Source organism: Williamsia serinedens, assembly GCF_024171725.1.
GTDB classification, from domain to species: Bacteria; Actinomycetota; Actinomycetes; order Mycobacteriales; family Mycobacteriaceae; genus Williamsia_A; species Williamsia_A serinedens.
The window spans coordinates 357,913-377,795 of the sequence record NZ_JAMTCG010000003.1 but is presented as its reverse complement, the minus strand read 5'-3'; the positions used below and the strand labels follow the sequence as shown (position 1 = coordinate 377,795).

General features: G+C 70.5%; 21 protein-coding genes and 1 pseudogene. 10 read left to right on the top strand and 12 right to left on the bottom strand.

Annotation, left to right across the window (positions count from 1 at the left end):
- Window positions 1–15 precede the first annotated feature (15 nt).
- Both LX12_RS09215 and LX12_RS09210 read left to right on the top strand, forming a co-directional pair.
- Window positions 16–1,272 (top strand): acyl-CoA dehydrogenase family protein, encoded by a 1,257-nt coding sequence (locus LX12_RS09215; RefSeq protein WP_253654233.1) that lies wholly within the window; start codon window positions 16–18, stop codon window positions 1,270–1,272.
- Window positions 1,269–2,246, top strand: coding sequence for an acyl-CoA dehydrogenase family protein (locus tag LX12_RS09210; RefSeq protein WP_253654232.1), 978 nt, complete (start codon window positions 1,269–1,271; stop codon window positions 2,244–2,246). Before LX12_RS09215 ends, LX12_RS09210 begins: the two co-directional genes overlap by 4 nt.
- On the opposite strand, the gene rpsR is transcribed toward LX12_RS09210, so the two are convergent.
- From rpsR to rpmB, 4 genes are read right to left on the bottom strand one after another with little or no spacing between them, the layout of a single operon-like run.
- On the bottom strand, window positions 2,243–2,497 hold the full coding sequence (rpsR, locus tag LX12_RS09205) for a 30S ribosomal protein S18 (RefSeq protein ID WP_253654231.1): 255 nt from the start codon (window positions 2,495–2,497) through the stop codon (window positions 2,243–2,245). The genes LX12_RS09210 and rpsR overlap by 4 nt on opposite strands.
- Before the next feature lie 5 nt (window positions 2,498–2,502).
- A complete protein-coding gene (gene rpsN / locus LX12_RS09200; RefSeq protein WP_253654230.1) occupies window positions 2,503–2,808 on the bottom strand; it encodes a 30S ribosomal protein S14 in 306 nt (101 codons plus the stop codon).
- Between the two features lies 1 nt (window position 2,809).
- On the bottom strand, window positions 2,810–2,980 hold the full coding sequence (gene rpmG, locus LX12_RS09195; protein ID WP_253654229.1) for a 50S ribosomal protein L33: 171 nt from the start codon (window positions 2,978–2,980) through the stop codon (window positions 2,810–2,812).
- Window positions 2,980–3,216: a 50S ribosomal protein L28 gene (gene rpmB, locus LX12_RS09190; RefSeq protein WP_253654228.1), complete on the bottom strand. Its 237-nt coding sequence runs from the start codon at window positions 3,214–3,216 to the stop codon at window positions 2,980–2,982. The genes rpmG and rpmB overlap by 1 nt, the downstream gene beginning before the upstream one ends.
- Window positions 3,217–3,302: 86 nt before the next feature.
- Between rpmB and mrf the strand changes: the two genes are divergently transcribed.
- The 4 genes and pseudogenes from mrf to LX12_RS09170 all read left to right on the top strand — a co-directional run bounded on the left by mrf (window position 3,303) and on the right by LX12_RS09170 (window position 6,282).
- Window positions 3,303–4,586: a ribosome hibernation factor-recruiting GTPase MRF gene (gene mrf / locus LX12_RS09185; protein WP_253654227.1), complete on the top strand. Its 1,284-nt coding sequence runs from the start codon at window positions 3,303–3,305 to the stop codon at window positions 4,584–4,586.
- Complete coding sequence (locus LX12_RS09180) at window positions 4,583–4,873, top strand: type B 50S ribosomal protein L31 (RefSeq protein ID WP_253654226.1); 291 nt, start codon at window positions 4,583–4,585, stop codon at window positions 4,871–4,873. Before mrf ends, LX12_RS09180 begins: the two co-directional genes overlap by 4 nt.
- Window positions 4,874–4,903: 30 nt before the next feature.
- Window positions 4,904–5,077 carry a 50S ribosomal protein L32 gene (gene rpmF, locus LX12_RS09175; protein WP_253654225.1) on the top strand — a complete coding sequence of 58 codons (174 nt, stop codon included), beginning with the start codon at window positions 4,904–4,906 and terminating at the stop codon, window positions 5,075–5,077.
- Window positions 5,078–5,176: 99 nt separating this feature from the next.
- Window positions 5,177–6,282: pseudogene (locus LX12_RS09170) on the top strand (peptidase dimerization domain-containing protein).
- A 22-nt stretch (window positions 6,283–6,304) separates the two neighbouring features.
- Here the strand turns inward: LX12_RS09170 and LX12_RS09165 are convergent.
- Complete coding sequence (locus tag LX12_RS09165; protein WP_253654224.1) at window positions 6,305–8,224, bottom strand: sugar phosphate isomerase/epimerase and 4-hydroxyphenylpyruvate domain-containing protein; 1,920 nt, start codon at window positions 8,222–8,224, stop codon at window positions 6,305–6,307.
- Between the two features lie 233 nt (window positions 8,225–8,457).
- Here LX12_RS09165 and LX12_RS09160 point away from each other — a divergent pair, with 233 nt between their 5' ends.
- Genes LX12_RS09160 through LX12_RS09150 form a run of 3 tightly spaced genes read left to right on the top strand, consistent with a single transcriptional unit; the run spans window position 8,458 to window position 11,488 of the window.
- Entirely contained in the window at window positions 8,458–9,813 is a 1,356-nt protein-coding gene (locus tag LX12_RS09160; protein WP_253654223.1) for an MFS transporter, read from the top strand.
- 44 nt (window positions 9,814–9,857) lie between these two features.
- Window positions 9,858–10,787: a shikimate dehydrogenase gene (locus tag LX12_RS09155; RefSeq protein WP_253654590.1), complete on the top strand. Its 930-nt coding sequence runs from the start codon at window positions 9,858–9,860 to the stop codon at window positions 10,785–10,787.
- A gap of 38 nt (window positions 10,788–10,825) precedes the next feature.
- Window positions 10,826–11,488 carry a TetR/AcrR family transcriptional regulator gene (locus tag LX12_RS09150; protein WP_253654222.1) on the top strand — a complete coding sequence of 221 codons (663 nt, stop codon included), beginning with the start codon at window positions 10,826–10,828 and terminating at the stop codon, window positions 11,486–11,488.
- 6 nt (window positions 11,489–11,494) lie between these two features.
- Here the strand turns inward: LX12_RS09150 and LX12_RS09145 are convergent, their stop codons facing one another.
- Window positions 11,495–12,676, bottom strand: a complete 1,182-nt coding sequence (locus LX12_RS09145; RefSeq protein WP_253654221.1) for a 4-hydroxybenzoate 3-monooxygenase — start codon at window positions 12,674–12,676, stop codon at window positions 11,495–11,497.
- A 98-nt stretch (window positions 12,677–12,774) separates the two neighbouring features.
- Between LX12_RS09145 and LX12_RS09140 the strand changes: the two genes are divergently transcribed.
- Window positions 12,775–13,563 (top strand): IclR family transcriptional regulator, encoded by a 789-nt coding sequence (locus tag LX12_RS09140; protein WP_253654220.1) that lies wholly within the window; start codon window positions 12,775–12,777, stop codon window positions 13,561–13,563.
- Here LX12_RS09140 and LX12_RS09135 read toward each other — a convergent pair.
- Genes LX12_RS09135 through LX12_RS09110 form a run of 6 tightly spaced genes read right to left on the bottom strand, consistent with a single transcriptional unit; the run spans window position 13,532 to window position 19,881 of the window.
- Window positions 13,532–14,983 (bottom strand): aldehyde dehydrogenase family protein, encoded by a 1,452-nt coding sequence (locus tag LX12_RS09135; RefSeq protein WP_253654219.1) that lies wholly within the window; start codon window positions 14,981–14,983, stop codon window positions 13,532–13,534. The two genes, LX12_RS09140 and LX12_RS09135, sit on opposite strands and share 32 nt — an antisense overlap.
- Window positions 14,980–15,669, bottom strand: a complete 690-nt coding sequence (locus tag LX12_RS09130) for an HD domain-containing protein (RefSeq protein ID WP_253654218.1) — start codon at window positions 15,667–15,669, stop codon at window positions 14,980–14,982. The genes LX12_RS09135 and LX12_RS09130 overlap by 4 nt, the downstream gene beginning before the upstream one ends.
- On the bottom strand, window positions 15,666–16,916 hold the full coding sequence (locus LX12_RS09125; RefSeq protein WP_301284426.1) for an NAD(P)/FAD-dependent oxidoreductase: 1,251 nt from the start codon (window positions 16,914–16,916) through the stop codon (window positions 15,666–15,668). Before LX12_RS09125 ends, LX12_RS09130 begins: the two co-directional genes overlap by 4 nt.
- 19 nt (window positions 16,917–16,935) lie before the next feature.
- Complete coding sequence (locus LX12_RS09120; RefSeq protein ID WP_253654216.1) at window positions 16,936–17,256, bottom strand: 2Fe-2S iron-sulfur cluster-binding protein; 321 nt, start codon at window positions 17,254–17,256, stop codon at window positions 16,936–16,938.
- Between the two features lie 9 nt (window positions 17,257–17,265).
- Window positions 17,266–18,042: an SDR family NAD(P)-dependent oxidoreductase gene (locus tag LX12_RS09115; RefSeq protein WP_253654215.1), complete on the bottom strand. Its 777-nt coding sequence runs from the start codon at window positions 18,040–18,042 to the stop codon at window positions 17,266–17,268.
- A gap of 3 nt (window positions 18,043–18,045) precedes the next feature.
- A complete protein-coding gene (locus LX12_RS09110) occupies window positions 18,046–19,881 on the bottom strand; it encodes a PEP-utilizing enzyme (RefSeq protein ID WP_253654214.1) in 1,836 nt (611 codons plus the stop codon).
- Window positions 19,882–19,883 lie beyond the last annotated feature (2 nt).

Genomic DNA, 19,883 nt, shown 5'->3' with positions numbered 1-19,883 from the left:
CCGCGGAAGGGCGTGATGGATTTCGAGGACACCCCCGACGAGGCGGCCTGGCGCGCGAAGGTCCGCGCCTTCATCACCGAGCACCGCGACGAACTCGGCGACCGCAGCGACCGCGGTCACGACGACGTGCGGTCCCGGCAGCGCGAGGCGGTGCTCTACGACGGCGGTCTCGTCGGCGTGACATGGCCGACGGAGGCCGGCGGGCAGGGCGGCACCCCGATGCAGCAGGCCATCGTCGACCAGGAACTCGCGCGGGCGGGCGCGCCGGGGCTCGTCAACTTCATCGGCATCGGCATGTGCGGACCGACCGTCATCGCGCACGGCACCCAGGACCAGAAGGACCGCTACCTCAAGCGCCTGCTCCGTGCCGACGACATCTGGTGCCAGCTCTTCAGCGAGCCCGCCTCCGGCAGCGACCTCGCCGCGCTGCGCACCCGCGCGGTCCGCACCGACGACGGCAACTGGGTGATCACCGGCCAGAAGGTGTGGACGACGCTCGCACACCTCGCCGACTACGGGATCCTGCTCACCCGTACCGATCCGGACGTCGCCAAGCACAAGGGTCTGACGATGTTCGTCGTCGACATGAAGGCGGACGGCGTGACCGCCCGCCCGCTCCGGCAGATGAGCGGTGGCGCGGAGTTCAACGAGGTGTTCTTCGACGACGTCGTCATCCCGGACTCCGAACGCCTCGGTGACGTCGGCGCAGGATGGTCGGTGGCCATCACGACCCTGATGGCCGAACGGTTCTCGCTCGGCGGTGGCGGGGGCGAGCTCGGGATCTCCCCCGACGCGGTCGCCGCGCACGTCGCGACGCACCTGCCGACGCTGCCCGAGGCGCGCCAGGGTGTGGTCCGGCAGCGGTTCGGCCGCGCGTTCGCCGAGGCGCTCGCGACCCGCTACACCGGCTACCGCCAGCTGTCGGCGATCAGCCGTGGCGACATGCCGGGGCCCGAGGCGTCCGCGGGAAAGCTCTCGGGGACGGCGACGGCTCGCGAACTCGCCGACATCGCCGTCGAACTCCTCGGCGGCGACGGCGCGTTCGCGTCCGAGGGCGACGGCGACGGCCAGTGGCAGGCGATCCAGGCGAGCCTGCCCGGACTGGCCATCGCGGGCGGCACGAACGAGGTGCTGCGCAACGTGATCGGCGAGCGGGTGCTGGGACTCCCGCCGGAACCGCGCGCCGACAAGAACGTCACGTTCCGCGAGAGCATCGCCGTCGCCGCCGGCGGCTCCGAGGCCCCCGCCCAGAAGGAGACGCAGCGCGCATGAACTTCGATCTCGACGACCAGCAGCGCGATCTCGCGGCGGCCGCGGGCGACTTCCTGCGGTCTGTGACCTCCACCGACACCATCCGTGCCGCGCTCGACGGCGACCATAGTGCGCTCGGACCAGGCCGGGAGCAGTTGGTGCAGAGCGGTTTCGCCGCGATCACGGTTCCCGACGCGGCCGGCGGCGGGGGTGGGTCCGTGCTCGACCTCGCCGTCGTCGCCGAACAGGCGGGCCGCGTCCTCTCGTCACCGTCGCTGGTGACCTACGCCCGCGCCGCCGTCCTCCTCGACGGCGACGACGCGCGCCTGTCCGCCCTCGCGGACGGCTCGACGGCGTTCGCGGTGCTCGACGCGGGGGAGCCGACCCTCGACGCGGTCGGGGCCTCGTCGTTCCTGGCGCTCGACGGCGACGACATCGTCGTCGGCACCGGCACGGTCCAGACGCCGGATCCGATCGACCCGACCCGCGGTCTGGGCCGCGTCACGCTCGGCGACACCGAGGTCGTCGCATCGGGTGCCCGGGACCGATGGGAGCGCGCGACCGCGATCGGTCGCGTCATCCTCGCGGCGGAGGGGCTCGGAACCGCCTCGCGGGCACTGGAGATCGGGGTCGAGTACGCCAAGGACCGCGTGGCGTTCGGCCGGGCCATCGGGTCCTACCAGGCCGTCAAGCACGCACTCGTCGACGTCTACGTCGCCGTCGAGCAGTTGCGGTCGCTGGTGTGGTGGGCGGCCTGGGCCGCCGACGCGTCGCCCGACGAGCTGCCGCTCGCCTCGGCCGCGGCCAAGGCGTTCGCTGCCACCGCCGCCCAACAGGCCACCGAGACGCTCATCCAGGTGCACGGGGGCATCGGGTTCACCTGGGACCACGACGCGCATCTGTACTGGCGGCGCGCCAAGGTCGACCGGTTCCTCCTCGGCGACGAGACCACCGCCTACGACGACGTCGCGCGGGAAGCGCTCGCGGGGGCCTAGCGGCTCGACACGAACGGCAGCAGCGCCATCTCGCGGGCGTTCCGGATCGCCGTCGCGACCTGACGCTGCTGCTGCGGCGTCAGACCGGTGACCCGGCGGCTGCGGATCTTGCCGCGGTCGGACAGGAACAGTCGCAGGGTGGCGACGTCCTTGTAGTCGACCTCGGTGACACCGCGGTCGTTCAGGAGGTTCCGTTTGGCCGCAGCGGGTTTCGTCGACTCCGACCGCCGACGCGGGGGCTTTCTCGACATGGGTGTCACCAACTCGATTTCGTGATGCCGGGCAGCTCGCCGTTGTGTGCCATTGCGCGGAACCGGACGCGGGAGACCCCCGCCTTGCCGATGTAGCCGCGCGGGCGTCCGTCGACGACGTCGCGGTTGCGCAGGCGCGTCGGGCTCGCGTCGCGGGGGAGACGCTGCAGGGCGAGCTGCGCGTCGGCGCGGGCGTCGTCGTCGGCGTCCGGGTCGCGGATGATCGCCTTCAGCGCCGCGCGACGCTCGGCGTACCGGGCGACGACCTCGCGGCGCTGCAGGTCGCGGTTGATCTTCGACTTCTTCGCCATCTCAGCGCTCCTCGCGGAAGTCGACGTGACGCCGGACGACCGGGTCGTACTTGCGGATCACCAGGCGGTCCGGGTCGTTGCGACGGTTCTTGCGCGTCACGTACGTGTATCCCGTCCCCGCGGTGGACTTGAGCTTCACGACCGGGCGGATGTCGGTGCTCTTGCCGGCCATCAGACCTTCTCCCCTCGGGCACGGATCCGTGCGACGACCGCCTCGATGCCGTCGCGATCGATCGTCTTGATGCCCTTCGCCGAGACGCGCAGCGTCACCGTGCGGCCCTCACTGGGCAGGAAATAGCGCTTGCGCTGCAGGTTCGGATCCCACCGTCGCGACGTGCGGACGTGGGAGTGCGACACCTGCTTGCCGAAGCCGGGCTCCCGCCCGGTCACCTGGCAGCGTGCGGACACGTGCCCTCCTCATGCAAATGGAAATCGTTGTCGATACGGACTACGGTAGCGCTTGTCGACAACGATTGCCAACAAGAGGAGGTCTCGTGCAGAGGACACCGGTGTTCGTGGTGGCCGGGCTCGACCCGGTCGTCGTCGACACGGTCGCGACGGGTCTCGCGGTACCGGGCACGGCGGTGGTGCACCACGACCTCGTCGAGGTGTCGCTGGGGATCATCACGCGCACCGTGCGGCAGACCGACGCCGACGGGCTCACGCGCACGTGGGTGACGCGCATCGATCTCGACCACGGCTGCGTGTCGTGCGCACTCCGCCATGACCTGTTGCCGACACTGCGGGCACTGCACCGTCGATCGGCGGTCGATCGGATCGTCGTCGCGCTCGACCCGCTCGTCGAACCCGAGCCGCTGTGTTGGGCGATCGACAACGTCGACGTGATCGGTGTGCCCGGTCAGGTCGACGGCCCGGCGGCGCGGGACGTCCGCGTCGAGGCGGTCATCGGGTGCGTCGCCGCGGGCACGTGGCTCGACGAGGCGACCGGTGACCTGACGATGGCCGAGGCCGGGTTCGACTCGGGCGACCCCGCCGACGAGCGGACGCTCGCCCAGGTGGCCGTCGGACACGTCGCGGTCGCCGACGCGCTGGTCGTGCACGGTGCACCGGTCGCGAACTGGGACGCCGCGGTGTTCGGCGCCGTCGTCCGACGGCTCGCCCCGGGCGTCCCGATCGTGATGGAGGCGCCCGGTCGACCACTCGACGGACGCCTGGTCGCGCTTCTCGTGGCCGCCATGCCGCTCGGCGTCCGACGCGATCGCTCGGTGGGCCCGTTCGACCCGCTGTTGGCGGGTACACCGCCGCTCGAGCCGGACTGCGGCGTGCAACTCGTCGAGTTCACCGTCGCGCGGCCGTTCCACCCCGGGCGGCTGCACGACGCGCTCGACCACCTGCTCGACGGCGTCGTCTGCTCGCGCGGCCGGCTGTGGCTCGCGACGCAGCCCGACGAGGCGCTGTGGATCGAGAGTGCCGGTGGGGGATTACGGGTCGCCACCGGCGGGCCGTGGCTCGCCGCGATGTCGGACGACGAGGTCGCCGCCGCGGACCCCGAACGGGTGGCGCTCGCCGCGGCCCGGTGGGACCCCGACTTTGGCGACCGGCACACCAGCCTCGTCGTCCTGGTCTGGCGTGCCGACCCCGACGTCATCCGTACCGCCCTGCGTGCCGCCTGCCTCACCGACGCAGAGATGGCCGCAGGTCAGGACGTGTGGTCGACGTGGGACGACCCGTTCGGCACGTTTCACGCCGACCCGTGCGAGACATCCGAGGAGACGAGCGGATCGCTCGTCGACACCGACACAGAGGAGAACCGATGAAACCCGGCATCCACCCCGACTACCACCCCGTCGTGTTCCGCGACTCGTCGACCGGCAAGGAGTTCCTCACCCGCTCCACGGTGACCTCCGACGTCACTTTGGAATGGGAGGACGGGAACCGGTACCCTCTTGTGGTTGTCGATGTCACGTCCGACTCGCATCCGTTCTGGACTGGTGCGCACCGCGTGATGGACACCGCAGGACGAGTGCAGAAGTTCGAGCGCCGGTACGGGCGCCGGGCACGGCCGTCGTCCGGCGCGAGGTCGCAGGACGACATCGACGGATGAGAATCGTGAAGTGAACGGAAGGGCTGGATCATGGCGGTACCGAAGCGGCGGATGTCTCGGGCGAACTCGCGGAGTCGTCGCGCGCAGTGGAAGGCCGAGAACCCGGCTCTGCAGGAGGTCAAGGCCGGTGGCGTCAGCCAGCGTGTCCCGCGCCGCCTGGTGAAGGCCGTCCAGATGGGCATCATCGACCTCGACCGTCGCTGACGGTCCGCGCGTATCTTCTGCGCGCAGAGATCTTCCGACAACGCTCCGCACCCCCGTGCGGAGCGTTGTCGTGTCTCGGGGTCGGCGCCTGATGGAGCGATGACCGACCTGAGCGAAGCCGTGGCCGACGTGCGCGAGTGGCAGGAGGACCTCTACCGCGACATCCACGCGCACCCCGAGCTGTCCCACGCCGAGCAGCGCACCGCGGAGCTCGTCGCACGCCGGCTCGAGGGGTCCGGATGCGAGGTGACGACAGGGATCGGTGCGACGGGTGTCGTCGGGATCCTGCGCAACGGAGACGGGCCGTCGGTCCTGCTACGCGCGGACACGGACGCGTTGCCCGTGCGTGAGGACACCGGACTGGAGTACGCGAGCACCGCGACGACGGACGACGGCGCCCCAGTGATGCACGCCTGCGGGCACGACGTGCGGAGGAGACCGCAGACGGCGCCCGCGTGATGATCGACGACGGTCTGGTCGACCTCGTGGGCCACGTCGACGTCGCGCCGGCCCAACACGTGCTGCCGTTCCCCGCGGGGACGGTCGGGACCCGGACCGGACCCGTGCTGTCGGCGGCCGACAGCATGACGATCACCCTGCACGGCCGTGGCGCCCACGGTTCCATGCCGCAGGCCGCGGTGGACCCGGTGGTGTTGGCCGCGAGCATCGTGATGCGCCTGCAGGGCATCGTCGCGCGGGAGGTCGCCCTCGGCGACACGGCGGTGGTGACCGTCGGCAGCATCCAGGCGGGCACCAAGACCTTCGACGAGTCGGTGCGCTCGACCGTCCTCGACGCCATCGAGCGCATCGTGCGCGCCGAGTGCGAGGCGTCACGGTGCCCGCGCGACCCGGAGTTCGAGCTGTACGACCGCTACCCGCTCACCGACAACGACGCCGCGACGACCGACCGTGTCGCGCAGGCGTTCACGGATCATTTCGGCGACGCCGCGATCACGCTCCCGCAGCAGAGCGCGAGTGAGGACTTCTCCGACCTGCCGCGGGCGTTCGGGGTCCCGTCGTCCTACTGGGGAATCGGGGGGATCGACCCCGACACCTACCGCGCTGCCGAGGACGCGGGCCGTGTCGCCGACGACATCCCGGTCAACCACTCCGCCGCGTTCGCGCCGGTCCTGCAGCCCACGCTGACGACGGGTACCGAGGCGCTGGTCGTCGCGGCGACCGCATGGCTGGGCCATCGGGGGTGACGGCCGCGATCGGTGTCCCGGGTCAGGTGTCGGCGGCCAGCACCGCCGCGACCCGTACCGCCGAGTTGACCTCCCCGTAGCCGCGATACCCCCCGGTCCGACAGGCCACCTCGAAGAACAGGTCGTCCCCGATCGTCGGTGTGACGAAGTGCCAGAACTCGCCGCCCGTCCCGTCCGCGTCGTAGAGGATGTGCTCGCGCCGCATCCGCTCGACGACGTCGGCGGGCAGGTCGACGCGGGACGCGAGGTCGTCGTAGTAGTTGTCCGGGATGACGACCGGTCGCAGTCCGCGCTCCCGGCAGGCCGCGGCGGCGGCGAAGATGTCGGAGCATGCGAAGGCGGCGTGGGTCAGCCCGCCCCGGCGGCGCACCGGGCCGGTGCCCGCCATCCGGTCGGGCAGCAGCGAGGCCACGATCCGCAGGGTCCCGCCCGTGTCGGTCCGGACCGTGAGCGCCTGACTGCGCAGCGTGCCGACGGCGTCCGGGATGTCCATCCCCTCCTCCACGCGCATCCCGAAGACCGAGCGCAGCAACAGCATCGCGGTCTCCCAGTCCGCGGGGGACACCCCCACGCCGATGTGGTCGACGCCGTCGAAGAGCGCGGCCGGCTCGTGCCGGTCACGGGGGACCAGGTCGAACCGGTCCCGCCACAGCGAGCGGCTCACTGGGCCGCGGAGATCCACCGACAGCACGTCGGTGACGTCGAGACGCACAACGGCGTCGCCTGCGGCGTCCGGGTCCCCGCCGGGCACGGGCACGGGCGCGACCGGGACGTCGAAGGACTCCGCGCGACGCGCCCACGCGGCGGGATCGCCTGTGCGCAGTGCGATCTGGGCGATGGTCGCGACCTCCGAGCCCGGTGCCGTCCACACGGTGCCGGCGGACGGGTCGACGACGACCGCGACGTCGGCGTCGCGGTGCAGGCGCAGGCCCGTCGCGCTGTCGACGCCCTGCAGGTCGAAGCCGATCTGCGACAGCATCCGCTCGACCTGCGGGGCCTTCGTCGGCCCCGCGGCGATCCGGATGGACACCACGTCGCCCGCGGTGACCTCACCGCCGCTGAGGATCTCGTCGTCGGGCACCGCCAGCTCGTGGCGCGTCGTCTCCGCGAGGTACCGCAGTGAGCGTCGCGCGTCGCGGGCGATCCTGGTCGGGTCGGCGTGGCGGAACACGTCGTTGAAGACCTCGAGCGACCACGGCCCCGCGTAGCCGGAGGCGTCGACGGCGCGCATGAACCGCGGGAGGTCGAACCCGCCCTGGCCGGGCAGGCACCGGTGGTGGCGACTCCACTGCAACACGTCCATGACCATCAGCGGGGCGTCGGCGAGCTGCAGGAAGAAGATCGAGTCCGGGTCGAGGTCGGCGATCGGTTCCGGCGGCAGTCCGCGCGAGAGGATGTGGAAGCTGTCGATGCACGTCCCCAGCGCGGGGTGGTCGACGGTCGAGACGAGCCGTGCCGCGAGACGGTAGTCGTGGACGTGCCGTCCCCAGGCGAGAGCCTCATAGGCCAGGCGCTTGCCGCGGGCGGCGGCGAGGTCGGCGGCGGCGCCGAGCTGGTCGACGAGGAGGGCGTCGTCGGCGACCGCGTCGGGGGAGGGCGACGAACACACCAGGAGGAGATCGGTGTCGAGGTCGTCCATGACGTCGAACTTGCGCTGCAGACGGACGAGGTTGCGGGAGAAGCGCATCGGGTCGCTGCTGTCGAGATCGCGGAAGGGTTGATACATGTCGACGATCAGTCCGCGGTCGGCGGCCGCGGCCGCGATCTCCCGCGGGCGCAGGGACGACGCGACGAGGTCGGGCTCGAACACCTCGATGCCGGCGAACCCCGCGGCCGCGGCGGCGTCGAGTTTCTCCGGCAGCGTCCCCGCCAGGCAGACGGTGGCGATCGAGGTCCGCACCGGGGTGACGGCGGGGCGGACGATGGGTGACGGGGCGGCCATGAGCTCTCCTGTGACGCAGGACACGGTGATGAGAAATGTACCAGTTGGTGCATAAGAGAGCGATTGTCCGAGACCGTCGCACGTCGACGAATATGCTCTCAGCTGCATTAACGTCAAATTTATGAACTATCTAGTGAGTGTGCTTGTGTGATCCGTCCGCGGTTTGTAGTGTGACCCACACACCACGGACGATGTGGTGCCGCTCACTCTCAGACCCCGCCCGGAGGACAACGATGACCACCACGACGACCGAGGGCAGGCCCGCGTCGCAACCGCGCAAGGCCGCCCTCGCCAGCTTCATGGGCAGCCTGGTCGAGTACTACGACTTCTTCATCTTCGGTACCGCCTCGGCACTGGTGTTCAACAAGGTTTTCTTCCCGGAGATCAGCTCGGGCGCCGGGACGCTGGCCGCCTTCGCGACCTTCGGCGTCGCCTACGTGGCGCGCCCGTTCGGGGCGGTGGTGCTCGGACACTACGGCGATCGCATCGGACGTCAGCGTGTCCTCGTGTTCACCCTCGTGCTGATGGGTGTGTCCACCTTCCTGATCGGCTGCCTCCCCGACTACGCCACGATCGGCATCGCCGCCCCGATCGCCCTGGTGGCCCTTCGGTTGCTGCAGGGGCTGTCCGCGTCGGGGGAGCAGTCGGGCGCGAGCTCGCTGACCGTCGAGCACTCCGAGGACACCAAGCGCGCCTTCTATGCGAGCTGGACGCTCAACGGCACCCAGGCCGGTCTGCTCGTCGGCACCCTGGCGTTCATCCCGGTCGCCGCCCTGCCCGAGGACGACCTGCTCAGCTGGGGCTGGCGCGTGCCGTTCTGGTTCAGCGCCGTCGTGATGATCGTCGCCTACCTGATCCGCCGCAGCCTGCCCGAGACGCCGGTCTTCGAGCAGGTCAAGGACACCGTCTCCGACGTGCCCCTCGTCGTGCTGATCCGCCACCACTGGCGGTCCCTGGTCCGCGTGATCCTCTGCGCCACCGTCTCGGTGATGAGCACCCTGTTCTCGACCTTCGCGCTGAAGTACGCCACCAGCGACTTCGAGGTGTCGAAGAGTTCGATGCTCCTCGTGAGCGTGCTCGCCAACCTGACGATGCTGTTCACGCAGCCGCTGTGGGGCATGGCCGCCGACCGCATCGGTCGCAAGCCGATCTTCATCGGCGGAGCGGTGGGCTGCGCCGTCCTGGCCTTCCCGTACCTCGCCATCATCACCACCGGCTCGTTCTGGGCGATCCTCCCGGCCACGCTCGTCATCCAGTCGGTCGTCTACGCCGCCGCCAACGCCATCTGGCCCTCGTTCTACGCCGAGATGTTCCCGGCCCGCGTGCGGTACTCCGGCGTCGCGATCGGCACCCAGCTCGGCTTCATGATCTCCGGTTTCCTGCCCCTGATCGCCTCGGCGATCCTCGGCGACGGCACCCTCGGCTGGATCCCGATCGCCATCGTGGTGGCGGCGTTCTCGCTGGCGGCCGCACTCGCCGCCGGCACCGCGCGGGAGACGCACCGGACCGGGACCATGGATCTCGGCGAGAAGCGCTCGGCGACCGCGTCGGCACCGACCACCACCCCGATGACCACGGTCCCCGCGTGAACGCAGGCCCGCCCGACCGACCGTCCCGAACCGAGGAACCCGACATGTTCTCCACCGAACTGGCGACCGCCCAGGCGCTCGCCGCCGGAGGGACGCAGGTGTGCGCCCTGGTGGGGCAGGGCATCTCGCAGTCCCTGACGCCGGCACTGCACGAACGGGAGGGCGCGGCCCACGGGATCGCCTACCGCTACCTCACCCTCGACGTCGCGATGGACAGGGTGACCGACCTCGACCTCGGAGCACTTCTCGACGGCGCGCGGGCGGCGGGGATCCGCGGGCTGAACGTCACCCATCCGTTCAAGCAGGCCGTCATCGCCCACCTCGACGACCTCTCCCCGGACGCTGCGCGACTCGGCGCGGTCAACACTGTGCTGTTCGACGAGGACGGTGCGCGCGGGCACAACACGGACTGGTCGGGATTCGCGCGAAACCTCGACCGTGGCTTCGGATCCGACGTCGCGATGGACAGCGTCGTGCAGGTCGGTGCGGGTGGCGCGGGCGCGGCCACCGCGTACGCGTTGGTGACCCGGGGGGTGTCGACGCTGCATCTCGTCGACGTCGACCGCGGGCGGGCGGAGGCCCTCGCCGACGCCGTGCGCGCCATGGCGAACGGACCCGTCACCGTGACCGCCGACGATCTGCGCGGCGCCGCAGGGCGTGTCGCGGCCGCCGACGGACTGGTCAACGCGACACCCCTCGGCATGGCCGACCACCCGGGCATGGCCGTCGACCGGTCGTGGCTCCGTCGCGACCTGTGGGTCGCCGACATCGTCTACCGTCCGGTCGTCACCGAACTCGTCCGCACCGCACGGCAACTCGGCGCCAGGACCCTGACCGGGGACGGGATGGCGGCGTTCCAGGCCGTCGACGCCTTCGGGTTGTTCTGCGGAGTCGACGCCGACGCCGCACGGATGCTGGCCCACGTGGGCGAGCTCGTCGCGGCCGAGGACGCGCCGGCGCTGCGTTCCGCGTGACCCCGGAGGTGGCGACGTCGCCCGTTACAGTCGACGTCGTGACCGGACCCACTCGTCGACGCGACAGCGATCGCACGCGCGCCGACATCATCGCGGTCGCCACGAAGGAGTTCGCCGACAAGGGGTTCGCCGGTGCGCGGGTGGACGAGATCACCGCCAAGACGCACACCACCAAGCGGATGATCTACTACTACTACGGCGACAAGGAGGGCCTCTACCAGGCGGTTCTCGAGGCGTCGTACGGGAAGATCCGCAGCCTGGAGCAGAAGGTCGCGCACATCGACGACGACCCGATCGCCGCGGTCCGCGCGCTCGCCGAGGTCACCTTCGACCACCACGCCCGCAACCCCGACTTCATCCGGATCGTGGCCGGGGAGAACATCCTCAAGGGTGCGCACATCAAGAACTCGACCGCGGTGCAGAGCATGGGGAGCCCCGCCGTCGACGTGCTGGGCAGCATCCTCGCCGCCGGTCGCGCGCGAGGGGTGTTCCGCGATGACGTCGACGCGCTGGACGTCCACCTGGCGATCAGCAGCTTCTGCTTCTTCCGGGTCGCCAACCGCTACACGTGGAAGTCGTTGTTCGGGCGCGATCTCGCGTCGACGCAGGCGCGCGCAACCCACCGGACGATGTTGGGCGACATGATCGTCGCCTTCCTCACCGCCGGTGTCGAGGAACACGCCGGCACCGACGACGCGTAGCAGGCGTCAGGCCGGCCAGCCGGTGTACCCCTCGGCGAGGTAGGTCTTCCCGGCGTCGGAGGCGACGAGGGTTGCCAACTCGCCGAGCTGGCGCCGTTCGTCGAAATCCGAGCTGTCGGCCGAGCGGTGCAGCATCGTCGTCATCCAGTACGAGAAGTTCTGCGCGCGCCACACCCGGTCCAGGACGCGGTCGCTGTACGTGTCGAGGGCGTCGGGGTCGTTCTTGCCCAGAGCCTGCTCGAGCACCTCCGCGAGCACCCGCACGTCGGCGAGCGCCAGGTTGAGGCCTTTGGCGCCGGTCGGGGGGACGGTGTGGCCGGCGTCGCCGGCGAGCAGCAACTGCCCGTGCCGCATCGGGGTCTGCACGAAGCTGCGGAAGGGGAGCACGGACTTGTCGATCACGGTGCCCTCCACGAGGGAGAAGTCGTCCCGACCGGCGAGTCGGGTCTGGAGTTCCTCCCAGATCTGCGCGTCCGACCAGGCCGACGGGTCCGTGGTCGGATCGCACTGGAAGTACATGCGCTGCACCGATTCCGTGCGCTGACTGATGAGGGCGAACCCGCGGTCGGATCGTGCGTAGATGAGCTCCGGGGAGCTCTTCGGCGCCTCGCACAGGATGCCGAACCAGGCGAAGGGGTACTCGCGGAAGTACTGCCGGCGGTCGGCGACGAGGTCCCGGCAGATACTGCGTGACCCGTCGGCGCCGACCACGATCTCGGCGGTGATCTCCTGCGCGACCCCGTCGGAGTCGGTGAAGGCCACGGTCGGCGTGTCGAGGACGTCGCGCACCTCGAGGTCACTCACCCCGAAGCGCACGTCACCGCCGTCGCGGTCCCGCGCGTCGGCGAGGTCGGTGAACACGTCGGTCTGGGGGTACAGCCACACAGTGGCGCCGGTCAGCGCGTCGAAGTCGATGTGGTGGCTCTCCCCGCCGAAGCGCAGGTAGATGCCGCCGTGGCGGTCACCGTCGGTCAGGACGCGGTCGCTCACGCCGCTGTCGACGAGGAGTCGCACGCTGTCGCGCTCGAGGATGCCGGCCCGGTGCGTGGTCTCGATGTCGCGGCGGGCACGCCGCTCCAGGACGACGCTCTCGATCCCTGCGATGTGCAGCAGATGCGACAGCATCAGGCCGGCGGGGCCGCCGCCGACGATCGCGACGCGGGTCGTGGAGGTGCTGGGAACACTCATGTCTGGCCTCTCTGTCGATGGTGTGACGGTAACCACGCGACAGGCCGAGGTCATCGGCTATGTTTCACTGAGCGAAAACGTGAGACGAGGCGACGACGATGGCGGGACGGTCCCCGGCGGGGGTCTCGGTGGTGGCGCGCGCGTTGTCGGTCCTGGGCGCGTTCGACGAGCGGCACCGGGTGCTGACACTGAGCGAGATCGCCACGCGCGCCGACCTTCCCGCGCCGACAGCCCTGCGTCTGATCCGGCAGCTCGTGGAGGGCGAGGTCCTCGAACGCACCGACGACGGCGCCTATGTGGTGGGTCGACGGGTCTGGCGGCTCGGGTTGCTCGCGCCGGTGCAGACCGACCTCCGGGACATCTGCGCGCCATATCTCCAGGACCTGCAGGCGGCGACGCGCGCGACCGTCCACCTCGCCGTGCGTGAGGGCCACGAGACGCTGTACCTGGAGCGACTCGCGGGACGCCGGTCGGTGCCGGTGGTGAGCAAGGTCGGCAGTCGACTCCCGTTGCACTGCACCGGGGTCGGCAAGGTGTTGTTGGCGTGGGCGCCGGACGAGGTGCACCACCATGTCCTGCGCCACCTCACGCGGCAGACTCCCCACACGATCACCGCTCCCGCGATGCTGACGACGCAGCTCGCGCGTGTCCGCCGGGAGGGCTACGCGACGACGGTGGAGGAGATGAGCCTGGGGGCCTGCTCTCTCGCGGTGCCCGTCCACGGACCCGACGGGGACGTGGTCGCCGCGCTCGGCGTCGTGGTCCCGTCCCTCGACCGGGAACGGACGCGGCTCTCAGCCGCCGCGACGGTCGCGGCCCAGGGCATCGGTCGTGAACTGGCCCGTGCGGCCGAGTTCAGTCGACTCGCCGCCGGTGGATGGACTTGAACGTCACGTACTGCTCGAGTCCCTCCACCCCGTACTCCACACCGAGCCCGGAGTCGTGGCGCCCGCCGAACGGTGCCGCATGGTTCGACGCGAAGAAGTTGATGCCCACCGAGCCGGTGTCGATGCGCTCGGCGACCTCCTGGGCGCGGGTGGTGTCGGTGCCGAACACGATGCCGCCCAACCCGAACGGGGTGGCGTTCGCGATGCGTATCGCGTCGTCGACGTCCTCGTAGGGCATCACGACGAGGACCGGGCCGAAGACCTCCTCGCGGGCGACGGTCATCGACTCGGTCACGTCGGCGAGGACGGTGGGCTCGACGAACGACCCGGGTCGTTCGTCGAGGACCGAACCGCCGACGACGACCCTCGCGCCCTCGGCGCGGGCGCTCTCGAGGTAGCCGGCGACGATGTCCCGCTGGCGTTCGGACGCGACGGGCCCGAACACCGTCGCCGGGTCGGTGGGGTCGCCGACGGGTGCAGCGGAGATGGTGCGTGCGATGACATCGACGATCTCCTCGTAGCGCGACCGCGGTGCGAGGACGCGGGTGGAGATGTAGCAGGTCTGACCGGTGTTGCGCATGCAGGACCGGATGAGGACGGACGCGAGATGGTCGAGATCGGCGTCGTCGAGGACGATCGCCGCCGACTTGCCGCCGAGTTCCAGCGTGACGGGCCGCAGGAGTTCGCCGCAGGCTGCGGCGATCTTCCGGCCCACACCGGTGGACCCGGTGAACGCCACCTTGTCGACGCCCGGGTGACGAACCAATGCGTCACCGACCGCGCCGTCTCCCGTGACGAGGCCGACGACCCCGGGCGGGACGCCGGCGGCATCGAGCGCCTCGACGACGTGCCGGATCGACAGCGGCGTCGACTCCGCCGGCTTGATCACCGCGGTGCACCCGGCCAGCAGGGCGGGCGCGAGCTTCACCGCGACGAGGTTGATCGGGAAGTTCCACGGCGCGATGAGCGCACACACCCCCACGGGGTCGCGGCGCACCAGGGTCTCGTTCTCGCCCGACGGGAACGGGCGGACGTCCTCGCGGTCGAGGTGCTCGGCCAGGCCGGCGACAGCCCGGAACAGTCCCGCGGCGTTCGCGGCGGCGCCGGAGGTCTCGGCGATCGGGGAGCCGTTCTCGCGGGTCACGGTGGTCGAGATCTCGGCGGAGCGCTTCTCGATCTCGTCGGCGGCGCGCAGGAGGATCTCGGCACGGTCGGCTGCGCGCATCCGTGGCCATGGCCCGGTGTCGAAGGCGGCGCGGGCTGCGCCGACGACGACGTCCAGATCGGCGGGGTTCGCCTGCGGCACACTGCCCCACACGTCACCGCGTGCGGGATCGGTGACCTCGAGGCGGTCGGTTCCGAGAACAGGGGTCCACCGACCGTCGACGAACAGGTCGTCGACGTGGGTCCACTCGGTCATCGCAGCACCGCCGTCTTCAACAGCGCCACCGAGCGGTCGAGGTGCGCAAGACCCATCGCGGTGCCCGCTTCGGTGAGCAGTTCGGGGATGATCTCCGCGCGCAGGCGATCGCAGTAGGTCGCCGGGTCGAGACCGAACCAGCCCGACGCGAGGGCGATGCCTGCGTGGTCGAAACGCCACAGACGGTCGGCGTCACGGACGAGGGCGTCCTCGAGGGAGTGCGCCTCGGCCCGCGTGTCATGGCCGTCGATGATCGCGACCACCTCGTCGACGAACCGCGCGTCGTATCCCAGTGGCGGCAACACCTCTCGGGCGATCTCGCACCCCTTGCGCTCGTGCTCGAAGCGGATCTCCGCCTTGCGCCAGTCGCCGGAGAAGCCCTCGGAGATGATCTTGCTCTCGTCGACCCGAGCCCAGCCCGTGTCGTGGAGGAGGATGGCCACCCGCACCAGCATCGCGTTCGCCTCCGGGTGGGCGGCGACGAGGCGCTCGGCGAACGCGAGCGAGATGGGCAGGTGGATGTCGTTGCCCCGCACCCGGGTGCACGCGACCACCGCCGCCCACACGGGATCGAGGTCGGTCTGCAGCGACGGTGTGCCACAGATCGGCGACGTGTCCACCGGCCCGTCGGCCGGGATGGGTGTCGGGGGCAGCGGATGTGTCGTCGCGGTGAGCTCGACGGTCATGATGCTTTCCTTCCGGAGGCGGCAGCCAGGACCGCGGACAGGGGCGTGGCCGGGTCGGTCACGGTCGCCGGTGGCAGCGAGATCTGCTGGGCGAGCGCCTTCTTCACGGCGATGAAGTCCAGCGGCGTGTTCACGCACTCGGCGGCGACGAGCCGGTCACCGCGGTAGTAGAGGACAGAGTGCTTGCGGGGGTCCGGGGCGCTGCGGTCGACGACGGTGTCGTGGCCGCCGGACACGCCGGCGATCTGCAGCTTGAGTACACCCTGGGTCGACCAGAACCAGGGCACGGACGCGTACTCCTGCGACCGTCCGACCGCCGCGTACGCGGCGACCTTGGCCTGCTCGATCGCGTGGTTCACGCTCTCGAACCGCACACGTCGTCCCGCCGGCGCACCGGGCGACGGGTCGGGCAGGTTCGCGCAGTCACCGACGGCCAGGGTGTGTCCGTCGGAGGTGACGGCGTGGTCGTCGACGACGATTCCGTCGTCGACCGCGAGTCCCATCTGCTCGGCGAGCGCGGTGTTCGGGATGACCCCGATGCCGACGAGCACGACGTCGGCAGGGATCTCGACACCGCCGGCGATCACCCCGCTCACCTGCCCGTCCCGCCCGACGACCTGTTCGACGGCCGTGCCGAGACGGATGTCGATGCCGGCGTCGGTGTGATGACGGAACAGGAAGTCCGACGTCGCCGCGCCGACGGCCCGCGCGACGAGCCGGTCCGCGAACTCGATGACCGTGACCTCGATACCCAGGGTGTGCAGGCTGGCGGCGGTCTCGAGGCCGATGAACCCGCCGCCGATCACCACCGCACGTCGCACCTCGGGGACCCGCGCCTTGAGCGCCAGCGCGTCGTCGGCGGTGCGGAGGTACAGCACGCCGTCGAGGTCGGCACCGGGAACCGAGAGGCGCCGCGCCCGGGCACCGACGGTCAGCGCGAGCCGGTCGAAGGAGAACTCACGTCCGTCCCGGGCGGTCGCGAGACCGGAGCCGTCGGCGCGGGTGGCGACGGTGTCGATCCGGTGTCCCTTGACGACGTCGATCCCGTTGTCACGCCAGTACTCCGCCGAGCGGAAGATGAGCGACTCCTTGCCGACGGCGTCCTGGAGGAACTCCTTGGACAGCGCGGGCCGTTGGTAGGGGCGGTGGTCCTCGTCGCCGAGAAGCGTCACGGGGTCGGCGTAGCCGAGTGCGCGCAGCGACACGGCGAGCTGCACGCCCGCCTGCGACGAGCCGACGATGAGCATCCCTGGGGCGGACACGGCGTCACACCTGGGTCTCGGGGAGGGCGACGTGCAGGTCCATGCCGTCGGTGACGCGGATCTGGCACGAGAGACGCGAGGTGTCGCCGCGGTCGACGGCGGTGCCCCAGAGCATCTCGTCCTCCATCTCCTCCATCGGGGGGAGATCTGCGGCGTCGGAGGGGTCGACGAACACGTGGCACGTGGCGCAGGACAGGGATCCGCCGCACTCGGCGACGATCCCGGTGACGCCGTTGCGCACGGCGGTCTCCATGACCGAGTCGCCGGGGGTGGCGTCGATGGAGCTGGCGGTGCCGTCGGGGTCGGTGAAGGTGATCGTGGGCATGAGGTCTCCTCAGATGAACTGGCGGCCGCCGTCGACGACGAGCGTCTGGCCGCTGATGTAGGCGGCGTCGGGGCCGGCGAGGAACAGTGCGGCACCGACGATGTCGTCGGGGTGACCGGCACGGCGCAGTGCGCCCCGGTCGACGCCGTAGGTCTCGGCGTCCTTCATGAGCCCGTAGCTGGCCTCGGTCAGGGTGAAGCCGGGCGCGATCGCGTTGACGGTGATCGACCGGCGTCCGAGTTCCTTGGCCATCACGCGGGTCAGTGCGATGACAGCGCCTTTCGACGCGACGTAGTGGGCCCACTGCTCGGACCCCGAGAAGACCGTCGCCGACGACAGGTTCACCACGCGGGCACCGTCGGAGAGGTGTGGGCTCGCGGCCCGCGTCATCAGCCAGGGGCCCTTGGTGTTCACCGCCATGACACGGTCCCACTCGTCGCCGTCGATCTCCTCGAGCGGGGCGCGGGTGACGCCGGCGTAGAGCGCTGCGTTGTTCACCACGACGTCGATGTGGCCGCCGCCGAACTCGGCGACCGCCGCGGCGACCTCGCGCGTCGACTCGCTGTCGGTGACGTCGACCCGTCCGTGCCAGGACGGGACACCGTGATCGGCCACGAGCCGTGCGGTCTCTGCGACGCCGTCGACGTTGGTGTCGGCCACCGCGACCGCGTGACCGCGGGCGGCGAACCCCAGCGCGAAGGCGCGGCCGAGACCGCCGGCGGCGCCGGTCACGAGGACCGTGCGCCGGCCGGTCGGGCGGGGGTCGGGCCCCTCGGGATCGACCACCGCTCAGTCCTCGAGGATCTCGACGCGGCCGCGGGTGCCGTCGACGCGGATGAGCTGACCGGTGGTGATGGTGGTGGAACCGTTGCCGGTCCCGGTCACCGCGGGGAGGCCGTACTCGCGGCACACGATGGCCGCGTGGCTCATCATCCCGCCGATGTCGGTGACGGTCGCGGTGATCTTCCCGAACACCGGACCCCACGACGGGGCGGTGATGGTGGCGACGAGGATCTCGCCGGCCTGCACCTCGCTCAGCTGGTCCGCGTGGTACACGACCCGGGCCCGTCCCTCCACGACACCGGGGGAGGCCGCCATGCCGGTGATGGCACCGTCGGAGTCCTCGTCGTCGGCGAGCCACTGCTGCACCTGTTCGGTGGTGATGCCCCAGAGCATCTGGGTGAACGGCTCGGTGATCTGCGCCGGCGGTGTGTTCAGCGCGGGCTGCGGCCGCTGCGTGGACAGGGCGTCGACGATGCCGCGTCGCCGCTCGATCTCCTTCGGCCAGTAACTCGGACCCGTCGGGGTGACACCGACCGCCCACCCGGTGACGAGGTCGAACAGCGCGTCGCGCACCTCGCTGCGGGTGAGGAACAGCATGTCGTTCTCGTCGGCCCAGAACCGGTCGGCGACGAACACCCGTGACAGCTCACGGACCTTCCGCCAGAACACACCCATCGTCCAGTGCTCGATGTAGAAGTTGTGGTTCTCGACGTACGGGTAGGCGGTGGCGGCGAGGCCGCGCTTGGCGTCGAATGCGGCGAGGTTCTCACCGTCGAGCATCGATCGGTACTCCTCGACGATGCGCTCGCGCTCGGCGACGAGGGTCTCGACGGGACGCATGATGTCCTGTCCGTCCTCGAGCCGACGGATGTAGTCCTTGATGAACCCGAGCGGGATCTCCAGGTGCTCGATCCAGTACTTGTCGTGGCCGTAGAAGCCGTTGCCGACGGTGAAGTTGAACCACGGGTCCTGGGCCGCGGTCCAGGCGTCGATCCACTGCTGCCCCTGGGCGTGGGATGCGATGCGCGCCAGCGTCCCCGCCACGTCATCGGTGTCGTCGAACTCGTCGTGCAGGCCGATCCGGACGGCGAGGGCCGCGAGCTTCTTCAGCTCGTCGTCGGGACGGAACAGCTCCATGTCGACGCCCTGCACCATCTTCGCGACGGCGAGGTCGGGGATGTCGGGGAACACCTGCTTGGCGAAGGTGAAGAAGTCGAGGTAGGCGATGTACCCGAGGTTGAGGAACTCGAAGTGGTACTGCCAGTTCTGATAACAGAGCTGGATCAGGCGGTCGTAGTTCTCCATGAGGACCTCGGAGCCGTCCTTGGCCTTGCCGGAGACGATGTCGTCGAACGGCACCATGTCGGGCAGCGGGGCGAAGGTCAGCGCCTCCATCTCGTCGATGGTGGCGCGCACCTTGATCTTCCACTGCTCGAGGAGGCTGTCCCAGTTCTGGAAGTAGTGTCCGACGCGCTTCTCGAACTCGGGGACACGCGCGGCGATCTGGTCCTCGGGCACGGCGACCGGGCTCATGTAGAGGTAGCCGAGGTGGATCTTGAACTCGATGCCGTTGGCCGGCGGGATCATCAGGTGGCGGGTGTTGTACTGCCCCAAGCACTTCACCGCGAACTCGCCGCCGATGGTCTCGAACGGCTTGTACACCGTCGGCCAGTGCTGGCTGTCGCAGAACCAGAACTTCTCGTCGTCGGGGCCGTCGACGTTCTGGAACGCCAGGTTGTAGGGGTACAGCTTCTCCCACCCCTCCGCCCCCTCGGGGACGGGCAGTGAGGAGGGGCGCGGGAACGACTTCATCGCGGCCTGGGCGGGTTGCGTGGTGGTCATCA